The organism is Lactobacillus juensis (assembly GCF_036246285.1).
GTDB lineage: Bacteria > Bacillota > Bacilli > Lactobacillales > Lactobacillaceae > Lactobacillus > Lactobacillus juensis.
Window position 1 is genome coordinate 261,882 of record NZ_BTTS01000001.1, and the last position, 19,609, is coordinate 281,490.

The window sequence follows — 19,609 nt, forward strand, 5'->3', positions numbered from 1 at the left end:
CGAATGCAGGTTGGAAAAAGGATTTTTTTAAAAAGAAACCTTCCGCAAAAAGAAGTTATTGCTGCATACAAAAAATTGCCCTCATCAAATGTGGCTGATTGTATGAACAGAACCGGTGCAATGGCACCAAGAATTAAGCTTATGTCTAATCCTCACGAGGAAATGTGTGGTCCCGCTTTTACGGTTCATAATCGTCCAGGTGATAATCTAACAATTTATGCAGCTTTAAAATATTGTCATGAAGGCGACATCGTTGTCATTGATAATGAAAATGATAATACCAGGGCAGTTATTGGCGAAGTAATGATGACTTGGCTGCGCGATCAAAGACATGTTGCTGGAGTCGTAGTTGATGGACCTATACGCGACATAGATAGTTTGCGAAATTGGGATTTGCCTATTTATGCAGTTAGCACAACGCCCGACGGACCTTATAAAGAGGGCCCGGGAGAAATAAATGTGCCAATTTCTTGCGGGAACGTAAGTGTTAATCCGGGCGACGTAATTTTGGGTGATGCCGATGGAGTTATTAAAATTGCTTTAGAAGAAGCAGGAGAATTGCTTCCAGTGGTCCAAGATTTTCATAAAAAAGATGACGCAAAGGCGGCAAGTTTTCATGATGGCTCGGGAAATATTAATTGGCTAGATGAAGAACTGAAAAATAAAAATTATGAGATTATCGACGATGTCTATCGTCCGGAAAATTACAGGTAATTATAATGAAAACACTTGAGAAAGTTAATTACAGGGGGTTTATATTACCCTTAGCAGTTGGTATTATCCTTTGGTGCATCACGCCTTTGCGTCCTGCCGGTTTATCTGCTCCAGCCTGGGAAATGTTTGCGATTTTCGTAGCTACTATTGTTGGCTGTATCACTAAGCCTTTACCAATTGGCGGTACTACTTTAATTGGACTTATAACAACAGTTTTAGTTGGATTAGCCCCAGTTAAAGATATTGTTGATCCTAAAACGGGTAAAGTGACTACTGGAATTCTTAGTGCCTTTAGCAACTCAGCTTCATGGTTAATTGCTATGGCTTTCATCATGGCCTATGGTATTAGTAAAACTGGGTTAGGTAACCGTATTGCTTATTGGATGATTAAACGTTTTGGCAAGAAGTCCATTGGTATCGGTTATGCCATTACAGGTTTGGAATTAGTATTAGGGGCTTTGATTCCCTCAAACAGTGCTAGAACTGGAGGAGTCGTTTGGCCTGTAACTGAATCAATATCTAAAGATTATGATTCATACCCTAACGATCCTTCGCGAAAGAAAATCGGTGCCTATCTCAGCTTTATGGCTTTTCATGCTAATGTTCTTTCAACAGCTCTCTTTATTACTGGTGCAGCGCCTAATATGGTTGCTTCACAAATGGCAGAGCAGAAAAGTTATAACATGACTTGGATTAGTTGGTTCTCAGCTGCTGTAGTTCCTGTTCTCGTTGCAACTATTGTTATTCCCCTTGTAATTTATAAAATTTTTCCACCGGAAATAAAAGAAACACCTAATGCTGAAAAATGGGCTACTGATCATCTTAAGGAAATGGGGCCAGTTACTAAACCTGAAAAGATTATGTCAATGGTATTTCTACTAGCCATTATTCTATGGGTCTTATCAGGAGTTTTCAATATACCTCAGTTAGATTCAACTTTTGTTGCCTTTCTAGCAGTCGGTTTGTTGCTGCTAACTGGTGTTTTAACTATGAAAGACGCTTTAAACCAGACTGGAGCCTGGAATATCTTAATTTGGCTCTCAATTTTGGTTTTTATGGCAAGTAAACTTATTTCATTTGGTTTCATTGACTGGTTTTCAAAGACTATTCAAACGAGTCTTCACGGCATCAGCTGGCAAATAGTATTAGCGGTTTTGGTAATATTAATGTTTTATACTCATTACTTCTTTGCTAGTGGTACTGCTCATATGACCGCTTTATATTTACCATTCTTATCAGTAGCAGTTGCAACCGGTGCTCCCTTAGGGCTTTCTGCAATGCTGCTTGCATTTACAGGAGCCATCAATGCCTCAACCACCCACTATGCCAATGGGCCAGCTTCAATTTTAGCTACTACAGGTTACATTAAACAAGGTGAATGGTGGAAATACAACTTTATTTTAGGAATTATCTATTTACTGATTTTTGGTGTAATTGGAACTTTATGGATGAAAGTTATCGGAATCTGGTAAATGCTTAATGAGAAGAGTTTTATCACTAATGATGGTATACGATTAGTATATTATGATACTGAAAGAAGCGGACAACCTATATTGGCAATTCCCGGTATAGGAAGCACAGCAATATTATGGGAAGAAGTTGCTAAACTTTTCGCAGCTGATTATCGTTTTATTGTAATAGATCCGCGTAATCAGGGACGTTCACAAAGAACATTTAAAGGACAGCGTATCAGTCGTCATGCGGCTGATTTAGAGGAACTGATTACCAAGTTAAACTTGAAAGATATTATTACTATTGGCAATTCAATGGGCGCAGCAAATATTTGGGCTTATGTTTCATTGTTTGGCTATGATAGGCTACAGGCAATTATCGATTTGGATCAACCTCCCAAGATGATCAGAGATAGCTCTTGGGAGTACGGTTTTAAAGATTTAACTTGGCAGAATTACCCGGATTATTTAAAGGCGGATTTTGGCAATGGCATTTATGCTCATATTAATGATGAGATGTTTAAAAAAGCAAAAGCAGAGTCTGAAAAATTTCCTTATTTTGCTGAAGAGAATTATCTTTGCCGTATAGAACATGCAATGCAAGATTGGAGAGATGTTTTAATTGATTTAAAAATCCCAATGCTGGTTTTAGCAGGACAGAATTCTCCCTTTTTTGACTATCACTTCGCCTTTGCCATGGAAAAGTTAAATGCAATAATTAGCGCAAAAGTTATTAAAAATTGTGGACACTTAATTCAGGCTGAACAGCCTCCTAGCATGTATAAAGAAGTTACGAATTTCTTAAAAAAGATTTAACTCAAAGTGAGAATGAAACAAATGGATAAAACCGTAGAACTTTTTTTAACCTTGCCGGAAACCAAAAAAAGGTGGCAAAAATTCCTGATTAGTCAAGGAATTAACAATTTTAGCTCTCGTGAAGTTGCTGTGATTGATCATACAGTTGGCCTAATTGATGAAGATGGTCAGTTGGTAGGCACAGGTAGCATTGCTGGAAATGTTCTCAAATACATTGCGGTTTCAAATGATGAATCTATTCAGGGAGCAAGATTTAATCAAATAGTTTCAGCACTAGAAGAATACCTTTTTAGTCAAAAAATTTATCATTCGTTTGTATTTACTAAGGCAAAATATTCTGTCAGTTTTTCTCATTTAGGATTTAAGGAACTAGCTCATACTAATGAAGCAGCTTTTTTAGAGAGTGGCACGCCTAATGTTCAGGATTTTATAGCAAGGATTCCCAGAATAAAAGACCAAAGTCATAAAAAAGTTGCAGCAATTGTCATGAACGCTAATCCATTTACTTTAGGTCATCAAGGGCTGGTAAAACTTGCTAGTAGCGAGAATGATTTGGTATACGTGTTTGTTGTTGCTACGGATGCTTCGTTATTTAAAACGAATGAAAGAATGGAACTTGTAAAAAAAGGAACCTCTGAATACAAAAATGTGTTAGTAGTTAGTGGTGGAGACTATTTAGTTTCTCAATCAACTTTTCCGGCATACTTTTTAAAATCACCTGATGAACTGATCGCTACGCAAACAGAAATTGATGCATTAATTTTTAAAAATAAAATTGCACCGAAATTGGCAATAAAAAAGCGTTATTTAGGTACTGAACCATTTTCAAGAACAACTAATTTCTATAATCAAAGCTTAAAAAACACACTTAGTCCCAAAATTGACGTTGAAATTGTTAAGCGCTTTTGCAATAACGATCAAATAATTACAGCTACACGAGTCCGTCAGCTGATCAAAAGTAATAATTTAAAAGACATTTCAAATTTAGTTCCACCAACTACTTTTGATTTTATTAATAAAAACTATCAAATTTTACAGGAAAGAATAAAGAAAGGAATGAACATCAATGGAAATTAAAACTGTTGGAGTGGCAGGAACTTTAGAATCTTCAGATATTCAAATAATGGTATCCGCCGGTCAAAATGGTATTGAAATCGATTTGGAATCCGAAGTAGCCAAATCATACGGAGATCAGATTAAAAAAGTAATAGCTGATACTCTTAATAAATTCGGACTTGATAATGCAAAAGTCAAAGCTACTGATAAAGGAGCCCTTGACTGTGTGATTGCAGCACGGACATTAGCGGCAGCCCAAAGAGCAACCGAAACTACAGATAAACCAAGATTGGAGGTACTACAATAAATGACTTACGTAAAAAATCGTTTACGGCGAACAATGATGTTTGTACCGGGAAATAATCCAGCTATGGTTAAGGATGCCGGTATCTATGGTGCTGACTCTATTATGTTAGATTTGGAAGATGCAGTTTCCCTAACTGAAAAAGATGCGGCGAGAATGTTAGTATTTAATGCTATTAAAACTGTTGATTTTGGTGGTGCAGAAGTAGTTGTCAGAATTAATGGGCAAGATACGCCTTTTTATGACGAAGATGTAAAGGCAATGGTTCGAGCAGGAGTTGATGTTATTCGTCTGCCAAAAACAGAATCAGCTGCCATGATTAAAAAATTAGTAGCAGATATGGAAAAGGCAGAAGAAGAATATGGCGTCGAAAAAGGTTCTATTGGCGTAATGGCTGCGATTGAAAGTGCTAAAGGTGTTCTTAATGCACCGGAAATTGCAACGGCCACACCATTAATGATGGGCTTGGCAGTTTCTGGTGAAGATTATACTGCTGATATGCACACTCACCGTTATCCTGACGGACGTGAACTTGAATTTGCTCGTAATATGGTTTTACAAGCTGCTAGAGCTGCAGATGTTTATGCCTTCGATACAGTTTTTTCAAATATGAACGACACCGAAGGATTTTACCGTGAGACAAAATATATTTATGAACTTGGGTATGATGGTAAATCTTTGGTCAATCCACGTCAAATTCCAATGGTTAATAAAGTATTCAACCCAACTAAAGACGAAATTGAAAATGCACTTGCTGTCCAAAATGCAATTCAGGAAGCAAAAGCAAAGGGTTCTGGAGTAATTTCGATGAATGGTAAGATGGTTGACAAACCTGTAGTTGAAAAAGCTGATCGTGTTATTGAAACAGCAAAAGCTTCGAATTTAATTGATGAGGAGGGTAATTACATTGGAGAATAAAGTAAAGCGCAATTTGCCGGATGATTTGATGACTGATATGAATCTTAAACCATTTAAGTCTGTTGTAGTTGGCAATCCTGAAGTAAAGAGAGTTGCACCCAAAGTACAAGTTACCACCGGTGAATCAAAAGTGGTCGATTCTTTAGAAGAAGTTATCAAAAAGACGCTAAAAGACGGTATGACTATCTCGTTTCACCATCACTTTAGAAATGGCGATTTTGCTTTTAACAAAGTAATGGATTTAATCATTAAAATGGGTTACCAAAATCTGACTTTAGCTCCTTCTTCTTTAACTGGTGTTATGAATGATAAAGTAATTGAAGCTATTAAAAAGGGTGTTATTACCAATATTACTTCTTCTGGAATGAGAGGAAGCCTAGGAGATTTTGTATCCCATGGTGGACTGAAGAATCCGGTGATTTTCCGTTCTCACGGCAATCGGGCTCGTTCAATTGAAGAAGGTGAAATCAAAATTGATGTTGCCTTTTTAGGTGTCCCTAATTCTGATCCCGCTGGAAATGCTAATGGGCAAGAAGGAGATGCTGTATTCGGTTCTTTAGGATACGCATTGATTGACTCTCAATATGCTGATAAAGTAGTTTTACTGACAGACAACATTGTTGATTACCCGAATACTCCAGCTTCTATTAAACAAACGCAGGTCGATTACGTTGTTAAGGTTGATCAAATAGGTGACGCAGATAAAATTGGTTCTGGAGCTACTCGCTTTACTAAAGATCCGAAAGAGCTGAAAATTGCGCAAACTGTTAATCAGGTAATTACCAATTCACCTTATTATAAACAAGGATTTTCTTTTCAGACAGGATCTGGTGGAGCTGCTCTTGCTGTGACCAGGTATTTGAGAGAATCTATGTTAAAAGATGGCATCACAGCGTCATTTGCTCTGGGTGGCATTACCAAGCCCACAACAGACCTACTTGAGGAAGGCCTGGTCAAAAAAATTATGGATGTGCAGGATTTTGATAAAGGTGCTGCGGCATCAATGGCCAAGAATAAAAATCAACAAGAAATTGATGCCTCTTGGTATGCTGATCCTCATAATAAAGGGGCAGTAGTTAATAATTTAGATGTTGCCATTCTTTCGGCTTTACAGATTGATACAGATTTCAACGTTAATGTAATGACTGGCTCTGACGGTGTTATTCGTGGTGCTATTGGTGGCCACCAAGATGCAGCTGCAGCCAAAATGACTATTATTACTGCTCCATTAGTACGCGGACGAAATGCAACTGTTGTTCCAGCAGTTGAAACAGTTGTAACCCCTGGTGATTCAATTGATGTTTTGGTTACTGAAAGAGGAATTGCAATTAATCCACGCCGTAAAGATCTTATAGATGCTTTTGCCAAAGTGCCTGAACTAAAAGTGGTTGATATTAAGGAACTGCAAAAAATGGCTCAAGAGCAGGTTGGAGTACCAAAGCCACTGGCATATACTGATCGGACTGTTGCTCTTATTCAGTATCGAGACGGCACCATTATTGATACTATTAAGCAAGTAAAAGACTAATTATTTATTTTAAAAAAAGTGTGAGAATGAGCTGGAACTTGTTCTCACATTTTTTAGTTATAATATAAAAAGAAGTGAATACCAAAATGATAAAATCAATTTTTGATAAGGGTCAGCCTCAGAGTATAGATGAAGTACTGGAAAATAAAGACGAACGAGTCAAGCTTCAACAAGAAATCTTGCAAAAGTTTCCAAAGATTACACTATTGGATGTTAAATTGAATATTCCTGGACCTATTAAAAACAATTGTTATTTAGAAAAAATATTTGCCGAAGGTATTTTTGATTTAGAAAAAATTTTTCAAAGCAGTAATTTGCCTTTTATTCTTTATGAACACTGGGAAAAGGAAACGGGTCCCGAAAATTTTTACCTTGTTAATCGTAATTACAGAGTTGTAAAAGAAAAAGCAGTTGAATTTGAAGAGCATCAAAAATTAAATAGACTTTTTGATGCTGATGTGTTGATTAATAAACAAAAACAGGCTATATCCCGCAAAGAATTGGGTATGCCTGTTCGCAGATGTTTTTTATGTTCAAGACCTGCCAAAGAATGTGCTCGTTCAAGAAGACATTCGGTCACAGATTTACAAAATTATATTACTAATTTGTATAAGCAGGAGATATCCTCTGATTAAAACTAAAGAGTGTCATTCTTATGTAAAACTCTTTCGGCTATTCCACTAGTAGTAATCAAGTGAGTAATTACTCCAGTTCTTAAAGCTCCTAAAAGAGCGTCTTCTTTGAAGCGATTCCTGACAATTACAAAGCGATCAGGAACTGCAAAAATATTGGCAAGACTGATTCCTGAAATATGTGTTTCAATAGGACTATAAAAACGCCCCTTAATATCATAAGGCCTGCCAAAAATAATTCCCGCTAATTGATTTTTCTCTAGACCTGTAAATAGTTTATCTGCATAATAATCCATAAAGAATTGGCCTGATTCTAACGACTGGAATGTTCCGATACTTGCAAATACTAAGTCGAGCTGAGAAAAATATTTCTCTATATATTCATAGTATGGTTCTTTATGAACCTTTTTTACTAAAGTGGGATCAATCGCATAAAGAGGGGCAGGAAAAGTTAGACATTTTGCGCTGAACTTGTTTGCTGCGTGCTGAATTAATGGTTGTTTACGTTTACTGGCATTTACAACTTGGCCTAATAACTGCACAAATGTCAAATCATCACGTGTTTCCGTTGCAAAATCATCAATAATGTCTCTTAAGAGAGTTCCCCAAGTTAAGCCGACAACATGAGCTGAGTTAATATAATGCTGTATTTGTTTAGCTGCAAAGTTAACAATCATTTCATTATCTTGGTTTTTAGTCTCTTTATCTTCTAAAATATAGACTTCCTTTAAATCAAAAAGTCTTTGAAATTCACGCTCAAGTTTTTGTGATCGTTTAGGGCTTTGATAAATACTAATTTTTACAATTCCCTTATCTTCGGCTTCTTCTATTGCCTTAGCTATCAGATAACGAGAGAGATTATACTTTTTCGAGATTTCTGCAATGTTCAGCTTGCTCAAAAAATAGTCATGTGCGATATTCGCAAGTTGTTCATCTGTTAACAATGTCATTTGCTTTTTCCTATTCTTTATACTTTTTATTTGTTTTAATTATATTAGAAAGAACGTTTTAATACTATAACTTAAGCAACTTTTTAGAAGAAAAATTTTCGGAAGACGAAATTTAAATTCTGTTTTTATTCCAGTAAATCACAAAATTTTGCATGTGTAATTTTTTGCAAATCTTGAGGATCTAGAAACACGCTACGCCCGATTTTGCCACTGGAAACAGCAATTTCTTTTTCGCTGACCATGCTATTATCAAGGAAAATGGGAAAATGATGTTTAAAATAGATGCCGATGGGAGTATTTGCCCCATGTACATAACCGGTGGTTTTTTCTAAATCTTTTAAGGGTAACATTTCGCATTTTTTATTACCTGAATTTTTTGCTAATTTTTTCATGCTCAAATGCTCGGTTACTGGTATTACAGCTACTAAAGTGGGCGTCTTATTTCCCCAGCACACCAAAGTTTTGTAGACCAAATGTTCATTCTCGTTTAAAATGGATGTATCCATTTTTGCCACACCACCCGAGTCTTCATGTGTAGCAAACTCTGCTTGCCGATATGAGATTTTATCCCTATCTAATATTTTTTCGACAAGCGTCTTTTCAATCTTATTTTTCTTTTTTGACATAATGATCACCTTTTTAATGATAGCATTGATAAAAGGGAAAATAAAAGGGAGTTAAAAAAATAATGAAATTGTTAATTATTAAAATAGAAACTAGTCATGAAGTTGAAGATGCATTAAATATATATAGTCAGGATGTACTGCACTGTTTGGGCACAGAAACGCGGAAGCGTTCAGACTTCGAACAAGCAGGTTGGGAATCCGATTCAACAATTGTTAAACTTGACGAAATAAAAGACTTACCTGAAGATTTGGAATTTTTAGCATATTTTGATATAGAACAAGACAAGGCAGAATTAGTTAAAAAGTACCAAAAAAAGTTGTCTGAACTAGAGGGTTACGGTTTGAAAATAGGTGAGGCTGAAGTGAGTGCCTCTTATATCAAAGATGAAGACTGGAATACAGTGTGGCAAAAATTTTATCATCCAATTGACTTTTCCAGGCACCTGGCAATAGTTCCTGAATGGGAACAATATAAGCCGGCTTTTAAAGACCAAAACATAATTAAACTTGATCCAGGTTTGGCATTTGGCACTGGTTCGCATAAGACTACTCAACTAGCATTGTTAGGACTGGAACAGATTTTGGTCAGGCCAGAGACTGTTTGTGATGTTGGCACTGGTTCTGGAATCTTAGCAATTGCTTCGTCTATTTTAGGAGCGAGATCAGTTTTAGCAACGGATATATCTGACGAGGCAATAACTGCTGCTAATGAGAATATATCTTTAAATAATTTAACTAATATAAAAGTGCAGAAAACGAACTTATTAAATAAAGTTAAAGATAAGTATGATATTATTGTAGCAAATATTTTGGCTGAAATTTTACTTGATTTAATTCCAGAGTTGGATGAGCACTTGACTTCTAACGGAAAAGTGATTTTTTCTGGAATAGATTGTGATCAAATAAAAAAAATCAAGAAAGCTTTGACTGCAAATGGATTCCAAATTATATTATCAATGCAACAAGGACGTTGGATTGGGTTAATTATTGAAAGAAAAGATAACTAAATAGAGTTATAATAGATAATTAAATTAGTAAGGAACTGACAAGTTGATTGATAAACTAAAAAATATTCCTTTTTTTAAAAAGTTAAATAGCTATAAAATTACACCTGTAATCAGCTGGAGTATGTTAGTCATGATTTTGCCACTCATATTTAGCCTTTTTTCAATAAGGACTATTTATCGCGTGGGACTGTTATTTATAATGCTCAACAGCATAATCAGCTATCACATTGGCAAATTGATTAAAGCACTTAATTTAAGGCACTATTGGCTCTTGTTTATGCCAGGCTGTTTTTGCTTAATTGTTTTATTGAAATATGCTAATTATAACTTTTTGTTTGCGTTAATTTATCTCATTTTGGAAATATTTGGTTTAATGGATAATCAAATTTACGGTTAGTGCTAGAAGGGGCGATATTATATGTCAAAGTACATCGAAATGACACATGAACAGGTGATAGATACCTGTAAAAAATATATGAATGATGATCAAATTGCGTTTGTTGAAAAAGCATATAAATTTGCTGCAAATGCCCATAAAGACCAAAAAAGAGCCTCCGGACAGCCATATATTGTTCATCCCACCCAAGTTGCTGGTACTCTTGCAAAATTGAGTCTTGACCCCGATACAATTGCAGCAGGATTCTTACATGATACGGTAGAAGATACACCAGTTACCAATGATGATATCAAGGAAAAGTTTGGCAAAGATGTTGCTTTTATAGTTGATGGCGTTACTAAATTAAATAAATACCAGTATAAATCACACCAAGAATTTTTGGCTGAAAATCATAGAAAAATGTTAATTGCAATGGCAAAAGATATTCGAGTGATTATGGTCAAATTAGCTGACAGACTGCATAATATGCATACTTTAGAGCATTTGCGCCCTGATAAGCAGCGTCGAATTGCATCCGAGACTATGGATATTTATGCTCCCTTAGCTGACCGTTTGGGTATCGGAACAATTAAATGGGAACTCGAAGATATGAGTTTTCATTATTTGAACCCAAAGGCATATTACCGGATTGTTAATTTAATGAGTCTTAAACGCAGCCAAAGGGAAAAATATATCCAAGATGCAATCAAGACACTTAAGGAGAGTTTGGATAGTCTGGGCATTAAGTACGAAATATACGGTCGGCCAAAGCATATTTATTCTATTTATAAAAAAATGGTCAACAAGCATAAAGATTTTAATGAAATTTATGACTTGTTGGCAGTACGCGTAATTGTTAAAACAGTAAAAGACTGTTATGCAGTTTTAGGAGCAGTCCATACTAAGTGGAAGCCGATGCCTGGCAGGTTCAAGGACTATATTGCTGTTCCTAAGGTCAACGGCTACCAGTCACTTCATACCACTATTATTGGTCCTGGGGGCAGACCCCTGGAAATACAAATCAGAACCGAACAGATGCATGAAGTTGCGGAATACGGTGTCGCTGCTCACTGGGCATATAAGAGGGGTAATTTTAAAGGTGTAGAACAAACCAGCTCAAATGAAAAATTGGATATGGTTCGTGAAATTTTAGAGTTAAAAGATGAAACATCAGACGCTGATGAATTCATGAAAAGCGTTAAAAGCGAAATCTTCTCTGATCGCGTTTATGTTTTTACTCCTAAAGGTGAAGTTTATGAACTGCCAAAAGGGTCAGTGACCTTGGATTTTGCTTATGAAATCCATACTCAAGTGGGTAGCCATGCGGTCGGAGCCAAAGTCAATGGTAAGTTAGTACCTCTTGATTATAAATTGAAAAATGGTGATGTCATCGAAATAATGACGCAGTCAAACGCAAGCCCATCACGCGACTGGGTCGATTTAGTTAAGACCTCGCGCGCACGAAACAAAATTCGCAGATACTTTAGAAATCTTGATCGTGACCATAGTATTGAGCAGGGCGAGCAAATGGTTGCTGACAAACTGCGTGAGCAAGGACTTTCACCCAAAGTATTTATGTCAAAAGAACATATTGAGCCACTATTGGAGCAAATTAATTATCACACAGCAGATGAAATGTATGCTTCAATTGGTTTTGGTGATCTCTCCGCGATTGGTGTGGTCAACAGATTAACTGCAGATATACGGCACGAGAATGAAAAGAAGAAGCAAAAGCAGCTTGAAGAAGAAATTCTGAATTCAGGACAAAAAGCAGTTTCGGAAAATCCACCAAGTAAAAAAGATTCTAAGGCAATGAAGATCAAGCACAAAAATGGTGTCATGATTCAGGGCATAAGTGACTTGATGCTTCATTTGGCCAAGTGTTGCAATCCAGTTCCAGGAGACGACATTGTCGGCTATGTTACTAAAGGCCGGGGCGTGACAATTCATCGAACAGACTGTCGCAATATAGTAAATAATGACGAAAGTAAGGGCAGGCTGATTGAAGTTCAATGGGAGAATGTTGCAGAAAACAGTGCCCAAGCATTTAATGCTAATATTGAAGTTTTCGGTTACAACCGGGGCAAATTACTCACTGATGTCATTACAAAGTTGAACACGTTAACCCCAAATATTAATAATATCTCAGGCAAAGTCAACGAAAATAATATTGCACATATATATGCTACAGTGGCGGTGAACAATTCAGCAAAACTAGATGATATTTTAACCAAGTTAAGAGATATACCAGATGTATATCAGACAAGGAGAGCTGATAATTAATGCGGATTGTAATCCAAAGAGTAAATCGAGCCAGTGTCAAAATTGCTGGAAATAGAGTAGGACAGATCTCTAAGGGTTTGTTATTGCTGGTTGGGTTAAAAGAAGGTGATGAAGCCGATATTGTTAAAAAGGCAGCTGCTAAAATTGCCAAAATGCGTATCTTTGAAGATGAAAAGGGTAAAACTAATTTGGCAATTAAAGATGTTGGCGGACAAATATTAAGTGTTAGTCAGTTTACTTTACTAGCAGATACCAAAAAGGGTAATCGACCAAGTTTTATCAAAGCTATGAGGCCACCAAAATCAAAAGAGTTATGGGAACAGTTTAATAAAGAATTGGAAAATTTAGGATTAACCGTAGCAACAGGTGAATTTGGTGCTGACATGCAGGTTGATTTAGAAAATGATGGACCTTTCACAATCGTGTTGGATCTGTAAATATCGTGCATAAATAGTACTACAGGTTGACTTTTAACTGTGAAAACTATATTCTAAAAAAGAATTATCAATGACAAAGACTGAAGTTTAGTATTTTTATTCAGAGACCGCCTATTTTTGGTGAAAAGGTGGAAAAAAACTAACTGTGACCCCTTTACCAGATAATAATCGCATCGCGAGCGTTATTCGCAGCAGGTAAAAGGTGGTACCGTGCTAAATCAGAGCGCCCTTGATTTATTCAAGGACGTTTTTTTATTAAAAGGATGATTAAATGAGAGTTCAAAGACCTAAAGGAACAGTTGACATTTTGCCAGATGAATCTGGTTCATGGGAAAAAGTCGAACAAATATTACGCGACTTTTTTAAAGGGGCAAATTACCGCGAGATTCGGACACCCAGTTTTGAAAACTACAATGTTTTTTCACGTTCGAGTGGTGAAACTTCTGATGTAGTTGAAAAAGAAATGTATGACTTTAATGATAAAGGCGGCAGACATATTGCTTTAAGGCCTGAAGGAACAGCGGGGGTAGTGCGAGCTTACGTTGAGGATAAACTTTATGCACCAGAAATTGTTAAGCCTTTAAATGTTTATTATATTGAATCGACATTTCGCTATGAAAGGCCCCAAGCAGGGCGTCAACGAGAGTTTCACCAAATTGGCATTGAGAGTTTTGGTTCCGCAAATCCTTTGGCTGACGTGGAAACAATAGTTCTGGCTCATGATTTACTGGCCAAGCTAGGTGTGAAAAATTATGAATTGCATATCAATACATTAGGAAATTCACAAGTACGGCAAGATTATCATGATGCACTAGTTAATTATTTTAAACCAGTTAGAGACCAGCTTTCTGATGATTCAAAAAGACGGTTAGAAAAGAATCCTTTGCGTATTCTAGATTCCAAAGATGAACAGGATAAGCAATTTTTACCAAATGCTCCTAAAATAGTTGATTATTTGGATCCAGAATCAAAGGAAAATTTTGACCAAATTTTAAAGATGCTGCATCAATTAAAGATTAATTATGTGATCGATAATGATTTAGTTCGTGGACTGGACTACTATACTGGTGTAATTTTTGAATTCATGGTCGAAGATAAAAGCATTTGGGAATCTGCTTCAACAATTCTTGGCGGCGGTCGTTATGATAACTTAGTAGAGGAATTTGACGGACCAAGTACTCCAGCAGTTGGTTTTGGCATTGGAGAAGAACGCTTGATGCTGGTATTACAAAAACAAAATCCGGAACTTTTTGCAGATCAGGGCATTGATTTCTTTATAGCCAATATCGGTCAAGAAACAGAAGTAAAAACAGTTGAAATTGCTCGTTTATTGCGTAAGCAAGGGCTGAAAGTTCAATATGATGTTGAGCAAAAAAAGTTAAAAGCTCAATTCAAAAAAGCGGATAGAGCAAAAGCAAAGTTCGTTATTACACTTGGCGGTAAAGAATTAGCTGACAAAGTTTTAAATGTTAAAAGACTTGCTGATGCTAAAACTTTTAAGTTTAGTTTTAATGATCTCGAAAATATGAATGCGGTAATGGAACAATTAAAGGAATAAAAATGAAAAAAATGGAAAAAAGAACTGACTATTGTGGCAATATCACTCAGGACTACCTTAATCGGGATGTAAATTTATATGGCTGGGTTCAGAGAGTGCGTAATCTGGGTAATTTGGTTTTTATCGATTTACGCGATCGTGAAGGCCTTGTCCAAGTAGTAGTTAACCATGATTCAGGTCAAGAATTAATGGCTATTGCAGATTCACTAGGAAATGAATATGTAATTCAAGTCAAAGGAAAAGTAGTCAAACGTTCAAGTATTAATCCTGATATGAAAACGGGAGAGGTCGAAGTTGAGGCTGAAAAAATAATCATTTTAAATGAGTCTAAGAACCCACCATTTGAAATTAAAGATGACGTTGAGGTTGCTGAACAGACTCGGCTAAAGTATCGCTATTTGGATTTGCGTAGACCAAACTTGCAAAATGCTATCATTTTACGGTCAAAAATATTACGAGCCACACACGAATTTTTTGATCAAAATGGTTTCATTGACATTGAAACACCAATTTTAGGAAAGTCTTCACCGGAGGGTGCACGTGATTATCTAGTTCCATCCAGAATTTATCCTGGCAGTTTTTACGCTCTGCCACAATCTCCCCAGCTTTTCAAGCAGCTATTGATGGGAGCCGGTTTCGATAAATATTATCAGTTAGCTAGATGCTTTAGAGACGAAGATTTGCGGGGTGACAGGCAACCTGAGTTTACGCAGATTGATATGGAAACCTCTTTTACTGATGAGCAGCAAGTGCAGGACTATACAGAAGGTCTGCTCAAGAAAATCATGAAAGACGTAATGGGAATTGATCTAAAAACTCCAATTGACCGCATTTCTTGGACAGATTCAATGAATAATTACGGAACAGATAAACCAGATACCCGTTACGGCATGTTAATTCATGATCTAAGTGCAATCTTTAAAGATAGTTCTTTTAAGGTGTTCTCTGGTGCCATTGCAGATGGTGGTTTTGTTAAAGGGATTGCCGTTAAAGATGGTGCTCAAAAATATTCACGCAAACAAATTGAGAAAAAGCAGGACTATATTAAGCGTTATCACGCAAAAGGTTTGGCTTGGGTCAAATTTGAAGATGGTGAATTCTCCGGTCCCGTTTCTCGTTTCTTAACTGATGAAAATAAAGTTGCTTTAGTTAATGAATTTAACTTGCAAGGCGGCGAATTAGTCGTATTTATTGCTGACAAATGGAAAGTTTGCTGCGACTCACTTGACCATTTGCGTCGTGAATTCGCTAAAGAAACAAATATTATTCCAAAACATGTATTTAACTTTGTGTGGGTGGTTGATTGGCCATTATTTGAATATGATGAAGGATTCGGTAGATGGATTGCAGCACACCATCCATTCACTATGCCCGATGATGAAGGTATTAAATTATTGGATACTGAACCGCACAAGGCTCATGCTCGCAGCTATGATATAGTTATGAACGGTGATGAATTGGGTGGAGGTTCAATACGTATTCACAAGCGTTCAATTCAGGAAAAAATGTTTAAGGCCCTTGGTTTTACCAAAAAACGTGCTTATGAACAGTTTGGCTACCTTCTTGAAGCTTTGGATATGGGCTTTCCACCACATGCGGGACTTGCTATCGGGCTTGACCGTTTTGCAATGCTGCTTGCTGAAAAAGATAATATCCGTGATGTATTGGCATTCCCGAAAAATGCCAATGCTTCAGAACCAATGATGCACGCGCCTGCTCCTGTATCTGAACAGCAATTAACTGATTTGGGTATTGAGGTCGAAGATAAGTATCAAGACGATGTAGCTAAAATTGAAGCAAACTTGAAAGCACAAGCCGAAAAAGATGCTGCACAAAATACCACGTGGGATTAGGAAAGTTTAAAAGTATTTTTAACTAAAGCAAAAGAGCTGTGAAAATTATACACAGCTCTTTTGCTTTTTTATTTGTCCTCATTCAATTTTGATTGGGGACATTTTCTTATGATGTAGCGCTTACACAGACTTATATAATAAAAATGTCGGAAGGAGAAAAGAAATGGTTAAAGATTTGAATCAATCCATAATCAACTATTTAAAAGTAAATCATGGTTTCAATTCTTCGGCTAAAATTTCGCAAAAATTAAACGTCTCACGTAAAACAATAATTAGGAGGATCAATCAATTAAATCAGAATTTTCCAGAAAAAATAATTATTTCTAAAAGAAGTAAGGGATTTGAGTTAGTTTATCAAAATTATTTAAAGTACGAAAATAAAAAATCTGCTGCTTTTTCGGAAATCAATGAACGTCAAGAAAATATTTTAACCAGACTCTTAATTGCATCTCCCAAAGCAGTTTCAATTACAGATATCATTAATAGTTTATATGTTAGTGAAGCAGTGATTCAAAATGATGAAAAAATGATTTCTGCAAAAATTAAAAGATGGAATCTGTCATTAATTCGCAAGCAACGTTTTTTAAGCATCAAAGGAACAGAAAAAATATTAGAAATGCCATTATTGAAGTAGTTTTACATGTTAACAATACAACAGAAATTAGTAGTTTGCGAAATAGTATTGGACAATACGATGACCAAGATTTTGACTTCGCCTTAGAACAATTAAAACTGGCAATGAAATCTCTAAATAACAATCTTCCTTATCCTTATAATATTAATTTTTTTACACATATTTATATTCTGTTAAGCAGAGCAAGAAAATTTAAATCAGTAAACTATTCAGTTGAGTCAAAGTCCAGTATAACAAGAAAATCGAAGGCAAATCCTGAAATTTTCAAGATTTGCCAGAAAATTATTCAAAACATTGAAAATTATTTAAACGTACAGCCATTATCTTTAGAAGTTGAAACTTACTACTTATTTGAATATCTAATATCCTCAAGATTTAGTGAGAAAAAAAGTGAAATAACTTCTGATGATCATAAATTAGCGGAACGAGTTTCTCAAGAATACATTACATTGGTTTCACAATTTCTGAATACCGGTTTTAGCAAATATATATTAAATGATATTAAAAATCATATTTTTTCAATGATTATTCGTTTGAAAATGCAAGTTTCCTTGCCAAATGCTTTATTAAATGACATTAAATTGGAATATGAGAAAGTTTTTGAAGCTACTAAATTAGCTTCAAAACAGGTGGAACGTGAATTTCAGTTACCAGCAATTTCAGATAATGAAACAGGTTTTATATGCCTTTACTTCGTTAAATATTTAGAAGCTCAACCACATAGAAATAAAATGGTACGCGTTTATATTATTTGTACAACAGGGATTGGTACTTCAGAAATAATTTCAACAAAAATAAGAAAATTAATGCCTGATTTAAAGGTCATAGGCTTAGGTTCCAACCTCGAGATAGAAGACATACTAAAAAAACATAAAAATATTGACTTGCTGATAAGTACAGTTCCATTATCGGTAAAAACCAATGTACCAGTTGAACTAGTTAGTGCTTTTTTAACAAAAGAAGATGAAAAAAATGTTAGACAAGCAGTCTACAGAATCCAAAAGCAGCGATGATTTTTTTATAAAAATAAATGTTGACCAAAAAATTACTAAAAAAGAACTTTTTTCTCTGATATCCAAAAGCGTTGCCAGTCAAAAAAAATTATCACAAAAAGAACTTTTTAAAAGCTTGCAGGCCAGGGAACAGGTTAAAAACACTTCTTTTGGAAATGGTATTGCCTTTCCTCATATCATCTTAGAAGAAAATGTAATTCCTAATTTAATAATTTGTAAGTTAGCTCAGAAAATAGATGAATGGAAATGTCCAGATAGTACTGCTGTAGATACTTGTTTTATTTTATTGATTAGCCGTAAATCTCAAAAGAATAGTCCGAGAATCAAAAGATTGATCAAAATTTTCCGAAAATTTGCAGATAAAAACGTCATTTCCAAAATAAGTCAATGTCAAACAGCAGAAGAAATAGAAAAATACTTGTAAAGGAGGAAGATCATGAAAAGTGGACCATAAAAAGTTTGTTTTTCAGAAAATATAATTTATTAATTTTTGGAGGTAAAAATGGTTTTAGTAACAGGAAAAAGATTATTGGATGTAGCACATAAAAATCACTTTGCAATACCAGCTTACAACGCTGGATCTGGACAACTTTTTACAGCAACTCTGGAAAAGTGTATTGAAGATCAAACACCTTTTATAATGGCGATTCATCCCACCGAGCTGGCATTTCTGCGTGATAACTTTGTGGGGCAAGTTTTACAGGGCATTAATAAAACAGATTTGCCAATTGCTTTACATTTAGATCATGGTGCTAGTTATGAAGACTGCATTCATGCTATTCATCTAGGCTTCACTAGCGTTATGATTGATTGCTCTATGAAACCATATGATGAAAATATTGCCACTACAAAAAAAGTGGTTGAGGCAGCTCATGCCACTGGAATATCAGTTGAAGCTGAAATAGGAACAATAGCTGATACTGGTTATGATGTCAACGGCCATTTAACAAACGATGTACATTACACTACACCTGAAATGGCTAAGGATTTTGTTGAGAAAACAAATGTTGATTCTTTGGCAATTGCAATTGGTACTGCCCACGGTCTTTACCCTAAAGATGTACAGCCTAAATTGAAACCGGAAATTGCAAAACAAGTTTCAGAAGCTGTAGATGTACCGTTAGTTTTGCACGGAGCTTCGAATAATCCTGACGATAAAATTCAAGAAGCAATTGACAATGGTATCAATAAAATAAACATTTCAAGTGATATCAAAATTGCGTTTGCAACCGGTTTGCGTCATTTGCTAGATAACAGTGATCCAAATGAAATGCGCGAGCCAAAATTAATGTTTCCGGAAGCAATGATTGAAGAACAAAAAATTGTACATCATAAGAATGAACTCTGCAAGGCAACTAATAGAACCCATCTATATTTTGAACACGAAGAACCAGTTGAAGTACCTTACAAAATCGAAAACTTCCAGACTGAAACATTTAAGGCATAAAAGTAT

19 protein-coding genes are annotated in these 19,609 nt (G+C 35.7%); 17 read left to right on the plus strand and 2 right to left on the minus strand.

Translation table 11 applies throughout. The features are described 5' to 3' along the window. Window positions 1-3 precede the first annotated feature (3 nt). The 8 genes from AAA926_RS01275 (at window position 4) to citX (ending at window position 7,422) form a co-directional block, all read left to right on the plus strand. Window positions 4-714, plus strand: coding sequence for an RraA family protein (locus tag AAA926_RS01275; RefSeq protein ID WP_265892564.1), 711 nt, complete (start codon window positions 4-6; stop codon window positions 712-714). 5 nt (window positions 715-719) lie between these two features. Continuing rightward, window positions 720-2,186 (plus strand): DASS family sodium-coupled anion symporter, encoded by a 1,467-nt coding sequence (locus tag AAA926_RS01280; RefSeq protein ID WP_265892565.1) that lies wholly within the window; start codon window positions 720-722, stop codon window positions 2,184-2,186. Then, a complete protein-coding gene (locus AAA926_RS01285; RefSeq protein ID WP_338206450.1) occupies window positions 2,187-2,981 on the plus strand; it encodes an alpha/beta fold hydrolase in 795 nt (264 codons plus the stop codon). It begins immediately after the preceding gene. Between the two features lie 21 nt (window positions 2,982-3,002). Further along, window positions 3,003-4,058 (plus strand): [citrate (pro-3S)-lyase] ligase, encoded by a 1,056-nt coding sequence (gene citC, locus AAA926_RS01290; protein ID WP_338206451.1) that lies wholly within the window; start codon window positions 3,003-3,005, stop codon window positions 4,056-4,058. Then, entirely contained in the window at window positions 4,048-4,344 is a 297-nt protein-coding gene (gene citD, locus AAA926_RS01295; protein WP_265892568.1) for a citrate lyase acyl carrier protein, read from the plus strand. Before citC ends, citD begins: the two co-directional genes overlap by 11 nt. Continuing rightward, window positions 4,345-5,259: an aldolase/citrate lyase family protein gene (locus AAA926_RS01300; protein WP_109586341.1), complete on the plus strand. Its 915-nt coding sequence runs from the start codon at window positions 4,345-4,347 to the stop codon at window positions 5,257-5,259. Further along, window positions 5,249-6,787, plus strand: a complete 1,539-nt coding sequence (gene citF / locus AAA926_RS01305) for a citrate lyase subunit alpha (protein ID WP_338206452.1) — start codon at window positions 5,249-5,251, stop codon at window positions 6,785-6,787. Before AAA926_RS01300 ends, citF begins: the two co-directional genes overlap by 11 nt. Before the next feature lie 86 nt (window positions 6,788-6,873). Next, window positions 6,874-7,422, plus strand: a complete 549-nt coding sequence (gene citX, locus AAA926_RS01310) for a citrate lyase holo-[acyl-carrier protein] synthase (RefSeq protein WP_338206453.1) — start codon at window positions 6,874-6,876, stop codon at window positions 7,420-7,422. Window positions 7,423-7,424: 2 nt separating this feature from the next. On the opposite strand, the gene AAA926_RS01315 is transcribed toward citX, so the two are convergent. Next, a complete protein-coding gene (locus AAA926_RS01315) occupies window positions 7,425-8,369 on the minus strand; it encodes a sugar-binding transcriptional regulator (RefSeq protein WP_265892570.1) in 945 nt (314 codons plus the stop codon). A 125-nt stretch (window positions 8,370-8,494) separates the two neighbouring features. Beyond that, entirely contained in the window at window positions 8,495-8,995 is a 501-nt protein-coding gene (gene ybaK / locus AAA926_RS01320) for a Cys-tRNA(Pro) deacylase (protein WP_265892571.1), read from the minus strand. A gap of 62 nt (window positions 8,996-9,057) precedes the next feature. Here ybaK and prmA point away from each other — a divergent pair, with 62 nt between their 5' ends. From prmA to AAA926_RS01365, 9 genes are all read left to right on the plus strand, one after another. Next, window positions 9,058-10,002: a 50S ribosomal protein L11 methyltransferase gene (gene prmA / locus AAA926_RS01325; RefSeq protein WP_338206454.1), complete on the plus strand. Its 945-nt coding sequence runs from the start codon at window positions 9,058-9,060 to the stop codon at window positions 10,000-10,002. Between the two features lie 418 nt (window positions 10,003-10,420). Continuing rightward, window positions 10,421-12,661, plus strand: a complete 2,241-nt coding sequence (locus AAA926_RS01330) for a RelA/SpoT family protein (protein WP_198179164.1) — start codon at window positions 10,421-10,423, stop codon at window positions 12,659-12,661. Next, window positions 12,661-13,098, plus strand: coding sequence for a D-aminoacyl-tRNA deacylase (gene dtd, locus AAA926_RS01335; RefSeq protein ID WP_338206455.1), 438 nt, complete (start codon window positions 12,661-12,663; stop codon window positions 13,096-13,098). Before AAA926_RS01330 ends, dtd begins: the two co-directional genes overlap by 1 nt. A 271-nt stretch (window positions 13,099-13,369) precedes the next feature. Continuing rightward, complete coding sequence (gene hisS / locus AAA926_RS01340; protein WP_338206456.1) at window positions 13,370-14,656, plus strand: histidine--tRNA ligase; 1,287 nt, start codon at window positions 13,370-13,372, stop codon at window positions 14,654-14,656. A 2-nt stretch (window positions 14,657-14,658) separates the two neighbouring features. Next, window positions 14,659-16,509, plus strand: coding sequence for an aspartate--tRNA ligase (gene aspS, locus AAA926_RS01345; protein ID WP_338206457.1), 1,851 nt, complete (start codon window positions 14,659-14,661; stop codon window positions 16,507-16,509). Window positions 16,510-16,672: 163 nt separating this feature from the next. Further along, window positions 16,673-17,143: an HTH domain-containing protein gene (locus AAA926_RS01350; RefSeq protein WP_338206458.1), complete on the plus strand. Its 471-nt coding sequence runs from the start codon at window positions 16,673-16,675 to the stop codon at window positions 17,141-17,143. Continuing rightward, complete coding sequence (locus tag AAA926_RS01355; protein ID WP_338206459.1) at window positions 17,059-18,156, plus strand: BglG family transcription antiterminator; 1,098 nt, start codon at window positions 17,059-17,061, stop codon at window positions 18,154-18,156. The genes AAA926_RS01350 and AAA926_RS01355 overlap by 85 nt, the downstream gene beginning before the upstream one ends. Continuing rightward, complete coding sequence (locus AAA926_RS01360) at window positions 18,116-18,580, plus strand: PTS sugar transporter subunit IIA (RefSeq protein WP_338206460.1); 465 nt, start codon at window positions 18,116-18,118, stop codon at window positions 18,578-18,580. The genes AAA926_RS01355 and AAA926_RS01360 overlap by 41 nt, the downstream gene beginning before the upstream one ends. Before the next feature lie 78 nt (window positions 18,581-18,658). Beyond that, window positions 18,659-19,603 (plus strand): ketose-bisphosphate aldolase, encoded by a 945-nt coding sequence (locus AAA926_RS01365; protein ID WP_338206461.1) that lies wholly within the window; start codon window positions 18,659-18,661, stop codon window positions 19,601-19,603. Window positions 19,604-19,609: the final 6 nt, after the last annotated feature.

Coding starts and splice junctions, on each gene's coding strand:
- AAA926_RS01275 (WP_265892564.1), top strand. CDS start 4: ATGCAGGTTGGAAAAAGGATTTTTTTAAAAAGAAACCTTCCGCAAAAA.
- AAA926_RS01280 (WP_265892565.1), top strand. CDS start 720: ATGAAAACACTTGAGAAAGTTAATTACAGGGGGTTTATATTACCCTTA.
- AAA926_RS01285 (WP_338206450.1), top strand. CDS start 2,187: ATGCTTAATGAGAAGAGTTTTATCACTAATGATGGTATACGATTAGTA.
- citC (WP_338206451.1), top strand. CDS start 3,003: ATGGATAAAACCGTAGAACTTTTTTTAACCTTGCCGGAAACCAAAAAA.
- citD (WP_265892568.1), top strand. CDS start 4,048: ATGGAAATTAAAACTGTTGGAGTGGCAGGAACTTTAGAATCTTCAGAT.
- AAA926_RS01300 (WP_109586341.1), top strand. CDS start 4,345: ATGACTTACGTAAAAAATCGTTTACGGCGAACAATGATGTTTGTACCG.
- citX (WP_338206453.1), top strand. CDS start 6,874: ATGATAAAATCAATTTTTGATAAGGGTCAGCCTCAGAGTATAGATGAA.
- AAA926_RS01315 (WP_265892570.1), bottom strand. CDS start 8,369: ATGACATTGTTAACAGATGAACAACTTGCGAATATCGCACATGACTAT.
- ybaK (WP_265892571.1), bottom strand. CDS start 8,995: ATGTCAAAAAAGAAAAATAAGATTGAAAAGACGCTTGTCGAAAAAATA.
- prmA (WP_338206454.1), top strand. CDS start 9,058: ATGAAATTGTTAATTATTAAAATAGAAACTAGTCATGAAGTTGAAGAT.
- AAA926_RS01330 (WP_198179164.1), top strand. CDS start 10,421: ATGTCAAAGTACATCGAAATGACACATGAACAGGTGATAGATACCTGT.
- dtd (WP_338206455.1), top strand. CDS start 12,661: ATGCGGATTGTAATCCAAAGAGTAAATCGAGCCAGTGTCAAAATTGCT.
- hisS (WP_338206456.1), top strand. CDS start 13,370: ATGAGAGTTCAAAGACCTAAAGGAACAGTTGACATTTTGCCAGATGAA.
- aspS (WP_338206457.1), top strand. CDS start 14,659: ATGAAAAAAATGGAAAAAAGAACTGACTATTGTGGCAATATCACTCAG.
- AAA926_RS01350 (WP_338206458.1), top strand. CDS start 16,673: ATGGTTAAAGATTTGAATCAATCCATAATCAACTATTTAAAAGTAAAT.
- AAA926_RS01355 (WP_338206459.1), top strand. CDS start 17,059: ATGGAATCTGTCATTAATTCGCAAGCAACGTTTTTTAAGCATCAAAGG.
- AAA926_RS01360 (WP_338206460.1), top strand. CDS start 18,116: ATGTTAGACAAGCAGTCTACAGAATCCAAAAGCAGCGATGATTTTTTT.
- AAA926_RS01365 (WP_338206461.1), top strand. CDS start 18,659: ATGGTTTTAGTAACAGGAAAAAGATTATTGGATGTAGCACATAAAAAT.